Here is a 12,682-nt window from a genome sequence, read left to right on the forward strand (position 1 = left end):
ATTCTTATGTTCATACACTCTACGCTTAAGGTTATTTGTTATTCCAGTATATAACACGGTGTTAAACTTATTTGTGAGAATGTAAACATAATAGTTTTTCTTACCCATATTTCAATTATAAGGATAGACTAAAATAAAAAAATATTGGAGTTTCAACGGATGAGATTCTTCACTTCGTTCAGAATGACAACATAGGATGAACGGAGGAGATTCTTCGTCGGCAAAAAGACGCCTCCTCAGAATGACTCTTTGGAGTCATCCTAAACATTTTTTCCTTATCATCCTGCACTCTTTTCCTTGACGAAGTCAAGTGGATCGATAGCGACGAAGGATCTCATTCTTTGGAAGAGTATCGAAGGGGATTATTCCACCCCCTCGAGTAAAGGATGAGATTCTTTATTTCTTACGCTCTTAGAATGACACCACAAAGGCACTCCCTCGAATGAAAGATGAGATTCTTCCTCGCTCACTTCGTTCGCTCGTCAGAATGACGAAGTAGGGTGTCATCCTGAGCGATAGCGAAGGATCTTGAAGTTGAGAGGGTAAACACCACCCCATCAAAACTCCCCCAAATACTAAAAAACATAAACGAATGAGATTCTTCCTTAAGTTGAGGGTAATACCCCATCGAATGTAAAACAGGAAGATTCTTCACGGAGTTTACACTGAGCAAAGCAAATGCGTTCAGAATTACACCATAGGGGTACCTCGTTAGGATGACGAAGTGGGCTTTACCTCACAAGGATGAAGTTAAACTCAGAATTACTAAAAAGATAATAAATAAGTGAAGTGCATAACAGTGAAGAAAATATTATTTGTGCTATAATAGGCTATGGGTGATTGCTCCTTAAAATTATTTTCTGCTCTTTGAGGATTGCACCTAAAAGTGGAATCACCCAATTGCAAGATGAGCGCAATAATTTAACCAATGGACTACGATGAAATTTTAACTCAACTAAAAACTGTGCAAAATTTAGAAGAAAGCAATTTACTTATTGCCTTGGAAAAACTAATTCTTTTGAAAAACATTCCAATCCTCATACATGAACTCTCCGTTTTCTCTGGGCTATCCTTGAACTTCATCTACAATAGTGAAAATCCTTTTGTTTTTTTAAATTTAGCATCCATTAAAACCAACCTGAAAGATCACCTACAATTTGAACTTAAAGAAATTGAATTTACAAGCGAAAACAACACACCTTTTATTACTTTTCCTGAAGGCTTATTGGTAATCCAGAACCTCACAAACACTTTTTTAGTTGAAAAGGGCCTTGAACGGTTTGAATACACAACGGAAGACATTCTTAAAAATAACACAAAATTTCTAATTCTAGAAACAACCCAAGTTGAGCGAAAAGACCTCTATACAAAAGATAAATTCAAAAAAATAAAAGAAGAGTTTATAAATAACTTTACACTTGCTATATCAAATACAAATCATTACGAAGGTTTAACTGGTTTAATGGAGTTTATAAAAGATTTTTCCAACTTTAACGGAGACAAGCTAACAAACATTACAGAGTCTTTTATTGAACAGTTCTCATTTTATTACGGCATTTATACGTATACCCTTGGGATGTACTACTTTTTAGATAGAATTACACAGAATTTGTTAAATACTGGAATATCTGCCTTGAGCGATGCCCTAATGTACTATAGAGAATTTACAAGGCTTATAAAAGTAAGACAAGGAAATAAACCCTTTTTAGGTCAACAAAAAAAGATAGATGAAAACACAAGAAGAAGGGCCTTAAACAGTTTAAAAAGGCTATTTGCAAGTTTTGAAGAATTTGTTAATATTATTAAAAAAATTAAGGGGGTATAAAGATGAACGATTACGAAATTTCAAAAAACGCAAAACTACAACCAATTGAAAAAATTGCAGAACGCCTTAATTTACCTTTAGAAAGTCTTACACTCTACGGTAAATACGTAGCAAAAGTTGACCACAGGCTTTTAAAATCCATTGATAGAACAAAAGGAAAACTGATTTTTGTTTCTGCGATGACTCCTACTCCATATGGTGAAGGTAAAACAACAACAACCATTGGACTTACTGATGCTTTAAATCTTGTAGGATACAAAGCAATTGGGGTACTAAGGCAACCATCTTTAGGTCCCATTTTTGGCGTAAAAGGAGGGGCAACAGGCGGAGGCTTTGCACAGGTTGCACCAATAGAAGATATTAACTTCCTCTTTACAGGAGATTTCCCTGCAGTAGAATATGCAAACAACTTACTATCTGCCCTCATAGATAACAACCTACATCAAGGGAACCCTCTTAACCTTGACCCTAAAAGAATTAAATTTTCACGAGTTATGGATATGAACGAAAGAGCCCTAAGGGACATCATCATCGGATTGGGAGAAGGAAACGGAGTTATAAGAGAAGAGCATTTTAAAATAACAACCGCATCAGAAATTATGGCAATCCTTGGGTTATCTTTTGACATTGAGGAACTTAAAAAACGTTTATCAAATATTTTTGTTGGTTTCACATACGACAAACAACCCGTTTTTGCAAGGGATCTAAAAGGAGTTGGTGCAATGGCAGTAATCCTAAGAAATGCCATTAACCCAAATTTAGTGCAAACCCTTGAAAATAACCCTGTTTTTGTGCATACAGGACCTTTTGCAAATATTGCACACGGAACTGCTTCGGTTATTTCAATTTCACTTGCCCAACAATACGCAGATTACGTAGTTGTTGAAGGAGGCTTTGGCACAGACCTTGGTGGAGAAAAATTTATGGATATCGTTTCAAGAATTGGGAATTTCGAAGTTTCTTTAGTGGTGATTGTTGCTTCAATTAGAGCACTCAAATACCACGGAGGGCAAAAATTAGGTGAGGAAATCGAAAATTTAGAAGCAATCAGCAAAGGCTTTGAAAATCTCAAAAAGCACATCGAAAACATGCAAAGTTTTGGTTTAAATGTAGTTGTTGCAATTAACAAATTCTATAAAGACACAGAGAAAGAAATTAATCTCTTAAAATCACTGCTTGATAAAGCAGGTGTAAAATTTGCCTTATCAGAAGTATACGAAAGAGGTGGTTTAGGTGGCGAAGAACTTGCAAAGATAGTGGCAGAAATTGCTTCACCTACAAAGCCCAAGTTTCTTTACGAATTAAACGAACCAGTTAAAGAAAAAATCTATAAGATTGCAACTACAATGTATGGAGCAAAAGATGTAGTGTATAGCGATACCGCAGAAAAAGACTTGAAGGACATTGCAAAAATTAATCTTGACAATACCTTTATTTGTATGGCAAAAACGCAAACTTCTTTAACAGATAATCCAAAAATTGTAGGAAGAAAGGAGAATTTTTTAGTTACGGTAAACGAGGTTAGAGCACTTGCAGGCGCTAACTTTATTGTCCCTATTCTTGGTAGCATAAACACCATGCCAGGACTACCCAAAGAACCTATTGCAAATAGACTTAATATTGATAACGATGGCGTTATTTCAGGTTTTTAATAGATGTTTATTGAAAGTATAGAGATTTTTGGTTTCAAAACTTTTGTAAAAAATACTAAATTTGTCCTTTCAAAGGGCATCACCTGTATTGTAGGCCCAAATGGATCGGGCAAAAGCAACATTGTTGATGCAATACGTTTTGCATTTGGCGAGAATAAACTTAACTTACTAAGAGCAGGAGTATCAAGTGATCTAATTTTTTCTGGCTCAGCAACCAAGGCTCCAATGAATGTTGCCTCGGTAAAAATCATTCTCAATAATGAAGATAGGACTCTTCCCATTAAAACTCCTAGGGTAATCATTGAAAGAAGAATAGTAAGAGATAAAGGCACAAGGTATTTTGTAAATGGAGAAGAAACAGGAAAAGAAAATGTATTCGAGATTTTTAAAAAGGCAAATATCTTCGGCATCAACCATGCAATTGTGGGACAGGGAAGAATTGAAGAGATCCTCCTTGCAAAGCCCGAAGAAAAGAAGAATATCATCGATGGGGTTTCGGGAATTCTTGACTTAAGGAAGAAAAAGGAAGAAGCAGAAAAAAACCTTTTGGAAGCAGAAGAAAATCTTCTAAAAGTCTATTCCCTATTTAAAGTTGCTAAAGAAGAATACGAAAAAGTGCTTGCAGAGGCAAAAAAGGTTCATATATACTATGCTTTGCAATCTGACTTGAAAAAAGCAGAAGAAAAACTTTTAAACTACAGAATTGAAAAGGTAAAAGAGAAACTCGAAATGCTTAACATTGGCTTAGAAGAAAAAAAGAAAGAAGAAGGTAGTATTGTTGAGAAACTTTTAGACCTAAAAAAGGCATACGAAGACAATTACAAGGAATTTACTCTTAAACAAAAGGAATTAGAAGACTTAAAAGAAAAGAAAGAAAGTCTAATCCTCGAAAAAACAAAATTGTTAAATCTAATTGACTCTTATAATAATTTCATCGACTTAAAGAAAAACGAACTTACAGAACTAAACCTAAGAAAAGAAAAACTTGAAAAAACAAAAAACTATATTCTATTTGATACAAAAGAGATTGAAAAAAATATTGAAAAACTTGAAAACGAACAAAACATAGTAAAAGCTCAACTAACGCAATCTGAAACAAAACTAAAAGAAAAATTAGATGCTCTCATCCCCCTTGAAAAAGAGTTTGAAGAGTTTAAACAACTTTTATCTGAAAAACAGAGTAAAAGGGTTAAACTTGAAAAACTGATTGCAAGTTTTGAAAAAGAAATAGAACTTGCCAAACTCAAAATTGAGGAGATCAATAAAAAACTAAAACTCTACGAAAATTTAGAGGAATACGATACCCTCGCTCTTAAAAGCCAATTAAGAGATATCGAGAGTGAAATTTCGCAAAAAAATGAAGAACTTATAGATATAGACAAAAAGCACGCTGTAATAGGCTTCCAATTAAAAACGCTTAAAAAAGAAATTGACGCTTTTAGAATCCCCTCTTTTAAAGAAAATAGTTTGGGTTATTATCTTAAGGTTGATAAAAACATTTTTGGTTTGAAAGATTACTTTGAAGGTATTATAGTGAATAGTATCGAAGAAATAAAAGCAAAAGATGGAGAAAGATTTTTCTTAGATACTCAATTTAACATTGAAAATACCAGTATCGATAATTTAATACCTATTTCTAATTTTTTTAAGGAAAATAACAAATTCCTATACGGCATATATCTTGCAAAAAACCTTGAAAGTGCACTTAAGGTATTTAGAGAGAATTTTAATAAAGTCTACATAAGAGAAATCATTACAGAAGATGGCTACGTGGTGCTTTCTCCCTTTGAAGTGGAAAAAAAACGCGGCTTAAACTTGCAAATTGAAAACGAATACAAGTCCTTACGTGAAGAAAGTGAAAACATTGCAAATTCAATGAATGTTTTAAAAGAAGAAATTCTCACACTTGAAAAAGAGAAAGAAGAAATTCTAACGGATATAGAGAAGGCAAACGAAACCGATCGAAAAAAAAGAGAAAAAACAAACTTGTTAAGTGAAATCGAAAATTATAAGCAAACGATAGAAGAAAAAACAGAAATAGTTTCTAAACTAAAGACTGATTTAGAAGAACTTATGTCAAAATACATTTCATTTGATGATGAAAAGTTATCTTCGGCAAGAAAGTTAGTTGAAACGCTAAGAGACACAATTTCAAACCTGAAATTAAGAGAAAAGGAATTGGAGTTAAGATTAGAGAACGCCACCCGAGAAATTGATGAAAAAAGAAGGCGCACCACAAACATCGATAGGGATTTAGAAGAAATCGAGAAAGAAAAACAAAACATTGAGAAATTGATAAACGAAAAAGAAAGCGCTTTAAAAGGCCTTATTGATAAATTAAACGCTTTAGAACTTGATATTTTACATTTTTCGAAAGAGTTAGAAGAAAAAAAGGGAAGTTTTACTGAAATTGAAAACTTAATAAAAAATATCTCAGCCAAAATTGAAGAGCATACTGAGATGAAGGAATCTTTTAGAGACATACTTCAAAGAATAGAAATTAACATTGCAAGAGAAGAAACGAATCTTGAAAATCTCATTAACGAGGCAAAAGAAAAAGGGTTAAGAGTCTATGAATTAGATTATGAAATTGATGAGGAAGCATTAAAAATAAACATATTAAAATTAAAAAAGGAATTAGAAACACTAACCCCCCTTGATTTTACATCGGTTGAAAGAGAAGAGGCTTTAAAAACTTCATTTGAGGAAAAGAAATCTGCCTATGAGGATGTTGCAACTTCAAAAAAAGAACTTCAAAAATACGTAAAAGAAATTGATACAAAAATCAAAAATACCTTTGATAAAACTTTTGAAGATCTGAAAAAACACTTCCAAAACATTTTTTTAAGTATTTTTGGCTCAGGAGAAGCAGATTTAGAAAAGATATACGACGATAACGGGGAAGTAAAAGGTGTAGAAATGGTAGTTAGGCTTCCTTTCAAAAGAAAGCAACCTTTAAATATGCTTTCTGGAGGAGAAAAATCACTTGTTGCCCTTGCGTTTCTTTTTGCCATTTTTGAGGTAAACCCATCACCATTCTACGTGCTCGATGAAATAGATGCTTCTTACGATGATGAAAATGTTTATAAATTTGGTAATTTAATCGAGAAATTTTCAAAAAAATCACAGTTCATTATCATTACGCACAATAAACAAACAATGGAAAAAGGTGATATTCTTTACGGCATCACAATGGAAGAAGACGGAATATCAAAAGCAGTCTCCCTAAAGTTAGTATAGGTCCATTTTAAAAATTCTTTTATAAAACTCCTACCCTAAAACAATTAATACCACCCTGAACTATGTTCATCTTAAGTGTTTCCCTTCTAATCATCCTGACCGACTTTTCTTGTCATCCTGAGCCCTTTTTCCTTGTCATCCTGAACCTTCTTCCCTTGTCATCCTGAGCGACCTTCCTTGTCATCCTGAACCTTCTTCCCTTGTCATCCTGAGCGACCTTCCTTGTCATCCTGATTCCCTTTTCCTGGTCATCATGATTCCCTTTTCCTGGTCATCCTGATTCCCTTTTCCTGGTCATCATGATTCCCTTTTTCTTTGTCATCCTGAGCGATAGCGAAGGATCTTGAAGTTGAGGGGGTAAAAGACACCCCCTCAAGACTCCCCCAAACACCAAAAGTAATAAACAGAAAGATTCTTCGGGCTTACGCCACTTGACTTCGTCAAGGAAAAGAGTGCAGAATGACATCCACTATGTCATCCTGAGCGATAGCGAAGGATCTCATTCTTTGGGGGAGTATCGAGGGGGGACTTTCACCCCCTCGAATGTAAAACGACGAGATTCTTCCTCGGCAAAAGACGCCTCGTTAGAATAACACCAAAGGTAGTATAAAAATGCAATATTACTCGTAGAGTTTACTCCGAGCAAAGCGAATATGCTCGGAATGACGGACGGGGTTTCGCCTTGTCAGAATAACCAAGTGGGAGGACTTTGCCTCAGAAGACCAAAAAGAGGCGCCTTGAAAGAACAGCTAAGTGTGGGACTTCGGCTCGTAAAGACGTCCTATTAGGAATTCACTTTAAAAATTTCTTACCTTTAATTTTTTCTGGTAAGTATGTTTCCCCTTCAACTATGTGGTCTTTAAAATCGTGTGGATATTTATAATCTTTTCCGTATCCCAATTTTTTCATTAAGTCTGTTACAGGGTTTCTTAATTTAAGAGACACTGGAAGTGAACCTGTTTCTTCAATAACATTCCTTACTTCAAGTTCAGCTAAGTAAAGTGAATTATCCTTTGGAGCCTTTGATAGATAAACGCATGCCTCTGCAAGCACAAGATACCCCTCGGGTGGTCCTATCATTGAAAATGCTTGAAAGGCAGTTGTTGCAACAACAAGTGCCATTGGGTCTTTTAAGCCGATGTCTTCAGAAGCAAAACGGATCAACCTTCTTGCTATGTAAAGAGGGTCATCGCCTCCTTCAATCATCCTATACATGTAGTAGATAGCTGCATCTGGGTCTGATCCACGCATACTTTTTATAAAAGCAGAGATTAAATCGTAATGTTGTTCTTTTCCATAGGAGAGTGTAATTTGAGTAAAATCTTTTGCCTCTTCTAAAGTTATTGTTTGGCCTTTTACATTCTTTACAATGTTCTCAAGGATATTTAAAGCCTTTCTTGCATCACCATCGGATAGTTTTGCAATATAATCAATTAAGTCATTCTCAAACTTGAGTTGTCTTAAGTTTTCGTCTTTCTTAATGGCATTTTCAAGTATTGTTTTAATTTCTTCTTCTGTGAGTTTATTGAATACAAAAACAGCGAGCCTTGAGAGAAGCGCATTATTAATGTAGAAAGAAGGGTTTTCTGTAGTAAGTGCAATAAGAGTTATTTTTCCTTCTTCTATAAACGTTAAGAAGGCATCTTGCTCTTTTCTGTTAAAGTGCTGTATCTCGTCAACTATTACAATAGGTATAGACGGTTCAAAAAGGCTCTCTTTTGTTAAATCTTTTAAAATCTTTCTTACCTCTTTTATATGTTCCGTAGTTGCAGAAATTGTGATATGTTTTTTATTCTGTGTAAAAATCTCTGCAATGGTTGTTTTTCCACTTCCTGGTGGTCCCCAAATAAGAAATGATGAAATTTTTCCACTTTTATACATATTAAATAGAGGGCCGTAAGGCCCCAAAAGATGTCTTTGCCCAACAAATTCCTCTAATGTTTTGGGACGCACTCTTACTGCAAGTGGTATTGAGTTATCAATCATTACACCTCTTCAATTTTTTCTAATTGACTTAATACGTATTCTCTTATTTCATCGGGTGACTTCTCTTTGTAAACGACTTCTCCATCAACAATTAAAGGCACTAAGGCTTCAACACCATTTCCTTTCTCATCTGCTTTTTTTACTTCATATAGGACTTTACCATCTTTAAACGACCTAAAAACTTTCTTTCTTCCCGAATACTTTCCTCGTTTTGCTATAGGTTTTCCGTTTACTTCCACAATATCCATTGCAAAATCTATAGTGTCTGCATTTGAGATTGATGTGCCAATCCCAAATCCATCAACGACATTTGATTCGACAAGTTTCTTTAACGAATCCTCATCAATACCGCCAGAAATTAAGATTTTTACGTGTTTGAAACCTCTTAAATCAAGTTCCCACCGCACTTCTCTTGCAATATCAAGAATTGAACCTCTTCGTGAAGATGGTGTGTCAAGTCTTACACCGTAGAGTTTTTCTCCAAGTTTTTGTGCGGCAAGAAGAGCTTCAAACTTTTCATCTTGGAAGGTATCTACAAGTGCTAATCTTGGAACGCTTGGATCAATAATCTCATCAAAAGCCTTTACTGCTTCAACAATTCCTCCCATGTTAATAATGAGTGCATGTGGGATGGTGCCTGTAGGTTTCTTTCCAATGGTCTCTGCCCCGATTAAGCTTGATACCCCATTACAACCACCAATATAGGCAGATCTATCAATCATTGGTGCTATTGCAGGATGCATCCTTCTTATGCCAAAAGAAAGGATGTTTTTATCTTTCGCAATTTTTCTCATTCTTGCAGCCTTTGTTGCAATACCTGAGGCTTCACATATGAACCCAAGAATCGGAGTTTCAAAACGTGCAAACTCAAGATAAGGTCCCTCGATTATCATTACAGGCACAGGGTAGCCGTTTATATCTCTTGATGTAAAGATGCTTCCTTCTTCAAGAGCATATAAACTTACCTTTTTTCCTTTAAGCACTTCAACAACTTCTGGAATCCCTACAAAAACACCCCACGGGTATTTCATACCTTGTATGGTGAAGTCTGCAACAACACGGTTGTCAATACCCCTTTTCTTCAAAATTTCTTCAGTTCTTACAAAGTAGATGTCTGTAGTGAGTCCTTCTTTAATCTTGTTTTCATCAGCAATAAACATTTTAACCTCCTTACTGTTTTACATCCATTGCCCTTGCAAGCATAAGCACGGCATCGACTCTTTTTATTGGGTCATTTGGATAAAATTTCAAATTGTTATTCTCAACACTTCCTTGGACGATATTTAAATTAAAAGCAGTGGCAATTTCCCTATAGCCAAAATAATTATACGGCACATCAACAAAAATAGAGACAGCGTTTTCGTTAGTTAAGGAAAGAGCGCGCATAAGAATTGTTACAAACTCTCCACGTGTGATATTTTTTGATGGAGCAAATAAGTTGTTGCCAACCCCTTTTATGATATTTCTTTTTACACCCTCTTCTATGTAATTGTGAGCCCAATGACTTACAGGCACATCCTCAAAGCTTGAAATTTTAAAATTTTGTGGTTCAATATTCAGTGCTCTTAGTATGAGGACGGTTGCCTCTGCCCTTGTTAAATTTCTTGTTGCACCGAAAGTGTGGTCTGGGTATCCTTTAACTATTCCTTTATCAACTAGGACTTTTAAATATTTTGAGATATAGTAATCGGTTACATCAGGAAATACTGCATTTGATTCGCTACTTTTGCCAATCGTGAATGTTGTTTGCGCTTCAGCCCCGTTGTTGTTAACTAGGTAGAATTTGACAGTATATGTTCCTTCCTGGACTTTGTTTCCTTTTAAATCAATCATATCCCACAAGATAGAAAATGCTTTACTTCCATTTGCAGGTATGGTAAATTTTGTAATCACTTGAGCAAACATCATATTTATGCCCCAATTAAAGATGATTTTATTGTCTTTCATAATAACAAAGTTGTAGATTTGAGTTGTGTTGAATGTTAAAGTAACAGCACTTGCTGTGGGGTTTGTAACAACATAAAGAAACTTTACTGTTTCGTTTGGTGCGTATTCGTTTTTGTCGGTAACAACCTTACCTTGAAGCATTGAAGCCTTACCTTGAAGCATTGATTTTCCTTTAATACTTCCTAAGTTTACAAAAAGTAATAAAATTCCTAAAATTACTATTAAAATTTTTTTCATTTTGTTTTTCACCTCCATTAATTAGATACGCTAAGTTTATATTTTGTTCCATTTATTTTTAAAAACCTTCACCCGGTTTTAAGGCAATACATGTTGAGCGAGTTTCTTTTTCCAGACGCTCTTTAAATTCTTCAACGTTAACTTTAATCTCATCCCATGTGTTGTAGTGGATTGGTATAACATACTTAGGATGTAATAACTTTACTGCAAAAACTGCATCATCAATATCCATTGTGTAAAAACCACCTATGGGAAGAAGGGCAACGTCAATCGTATTTTCACTTCCTATAAGGGACATATCCATAAAAAGTCCTGTATCACCTGCATGGTAAATTGTTAGGTCTTGTAATTTTACAACAAAGCCAGCAGGTGCCCCTCCGTAAAATAGGTTGCCTTGCACTTCATAAGAAGAACTGTGTAGTGCAAATACCATTTTGACGGAAAAATCATCTGCTCGATAAGTTCCCCCAATGTTCATCATTACAACATCTTCAACACCGAGTTTTTTAATGTGGACTCCAAGTTCAAAATTTGTAATAACTGTTGAGTTATTTTCTTTTGCAATAGAAACAGTGTCGCCTAAGTGGTCTTCGTGTCCGTGTGTTATGAGAATGTATTTAGCCTTTACGTCTTTACTTTTCATTGGGCTTAAAGGGTTGTTATCTAAAAAAGGGTCTATAACTATATTTCCTGATTCTTTTAAGATAAGGGTAGCAGAATGTCCAAGGTATAAAATTTTACTCATTTTTTACCTCCTTTCTATAAAACACTTGAAAGTTTTTTGAAAAATTCATCAAGGTCTTCATGGAATACATAATCAAAAAATTTATCGAACTGAGTTTTGTCTTTATTCACAAGGATTTTGTATCCTTTTGCGTATTCCAAAAGCATATTAGCAGGATATACCTCAAAAGAAGTGCCTAATGCAAAAAACATTTCAGAATCACTTACACACTTTACTGCTTTGTCAAAATCAATTACACTCTCACCAAAAAATACTATGTTAGGTTTTATTATTCCCCCACACTCATCACATCGAGGGATAACACTATCAAAAATAAACTTTTTCGTCTCTTCTAATGAGAAATACTTACCGCAATTAGTGCAGTAAGAGTCTTTTACATTCCCGTGAAGGTAAATAATATTTTTAGAGTTTGCTTTCTCGTGGAGTAAGTCAATGTTTTGGGTAATAATGCACACGGAGTGCGACTGCTCAAGATCCGTAAGAAACCTGTGGGTAAATGTTGGTTGAGCATGCTCTAAAATTGGATAAAAGTCTCTAACAAAATCATAAAAAGGTTTTGGATTTTCAAAAAAATAATTGATATCAAAAATATCGGGAGAAAACTTCTTAAGCGTGTATATACCTTGCTTTCCTCTGAAATCAGGAATACCTGCGTTAACCGAAATGCCTGCCCCACTTAAGACTGCAATGTTTTTTACCGATTTTATTAGGCTTCCAATTTTTTCAATCATATCTCTTTAATCTTGTTTAAAACCTCTAACAAATTTGAAGCAAGCTCTTTATCGAAGTTTACGGCTGTATTGTAAGAAATTTCATACTCTTTTATTGCGTTTTCTTTATCTTTAAGATAGAAGTATACTTCTCCCAAGAAAAAATGTAAGGTAAGATAAGTGTAAGGCTTTTTTTTGCTGTCAACATCATCGATAATGCTTTCAATATGCTCTTTTATCTCATTGATCAGTTGTTCTTCACCAACAATAAAAAATAACTCTCTTTTTGCGGTAGCAAGTTCGTAATTGATTCTTATAAAGCTATCCAAAAAATCTTCTT

At 34.7% G+C, this 12,682-nt stretch carries 10 protein-coding genes; 3 read left to right on the forward strand and 7 right to left on the reverse strand.

Annotated features, from left to right (window positions below):
* The coding region (locus K6343_00270) for a GIY-YIG nuclease family protein (protein ID MEF3244409.1) at positions 1–108 on the reverse strand (108 nt) is incomplete at its 3' end.
* Between the two features lie 820 nt (positions 109–928).
* Here K6343_00270 and K6343_00275 point away from each other — a divergent pair.
* From K6343_00275 to K6343_00285, 3 genes are read left to right on the forward strand one after another with little or no spacing between them, the layout of a single operon-like run.
* A complete protein-coding gene (locus K6343_00275) occupies positions 929–1,825 on the forward strand; it encodes a hypothetical protein (protein ID MEF3244410.1) in 897 nt (298 codons plus the stop codon).
* A gap of 2 nt (positions 1,826–1,827) precedes the next feature.
* Positions 1,828–3,477, forward strand: coding sequence for a formate--tetrahydrofolate ligase (locus K6343_00280; GenBank protein ID MEF3244411.1), 1,650 nt, complete (start codon positions 1,828–1,830; stop codon positions 3,475–3,477).
* Positions 3,478–3,480: 3 nt separating this feature from the next.
* Positions 3,481–6,717 (forward strand): AAA family ATPase, encoded by a 3,237-nt coding sequence (locus K6343_00285; protein ID MEF3244412.1) that lies wholly within the window; start codon positions 3,481–3,483, stop codon positions 6,715–6,717.
* Positions 6,718–7,509: 792 nt separating this feature from the next.
* On the opposite strand, the gene K6343_00290 is transcribed toward K6343_00285, so the two are convergent.
* The 6 genes from K6343_00290 to K6343_00315 form a co-directional block, all read right to left on the reverse strand.
* Complete coding sequence (locus K6343_00290; GenBank protein MEF3244413.1) at positions 7,510–8,703, reverse strand: replication-associated recombination protein A; 1,194 nt, start codon at positions 8,701–8,703, stop codon at positions 7,510–7,512.
* A complete protein-coding gene (locus K6343_00295) occupies positions 8,703–9,863 on the reverse strand; it encodes a nicotinate phosphoribosyltransferase (protein ID MEF3244414.1) in 1,161 nt (386 codons plus the stop codon). The genes K6343_00290 and K6343_00295 overlap by 1 nt, the downstream gene beginning before the upstream one ends.
* A gap of 10 nt (positions 9,864–9,873) precedes the next feature.
* Positions 9,874–10,887, reverse strand: coding sequence for an S-layer homology domain-containing protein (locus K6343_00300; GenBank protein ID MEF3244415.1), 1,014 nt, complete (start codon positions 10,885–10,887; stop codon positions 9,874–9,876).
* 58 nt (positions 10,888–10,945) lie between these two features.
* The gene (locus tag K6343_00305; GenBank protein ID MEF3244416.1) at positions 10,946–11,632 is read right to left on the reverse strand and encodes a metal-dependent hydrolase; all 687 of its coding nucleotides are present in this window, start codon (positions 11,630–11,632) and stop codon (positions 10,946–10,948) included.
* 14 nt (positions 11,633–11,646) lie between these two features.
* Positions 11,647–12,363 carry a Sir2 family NAD-dependent protein deacetylase gene (locus tag K6343_00310; protein MEF3244417.1) on the reverse strand — a complete coding sequence of 239 codons (717 nt, stop codon included), beginning with the start codon at positions 12,361–12,363 and terminating at the stop codon, positions 11,647–11,649.
* The coding region (locus tag K6343_00315) for a hypothetical protein (protein ID MEF3244418.1) at positions 12,360–12,682 on the reverse strand (323 nt) is incomplete at its 5' end. The genes K6343_00310 and K6343_00315, both read right to left, overlap by 4 nt.

Source organism: Caldisericaceae bacterium, from assembly GCA_036574215.1.
In the GTDB taxonomy this organism is placed as follows: domain Bacteria; phylum Caldisericota; class Caldisericia; order Caldisericales; family Caldisericaceae; genus Caldisericum.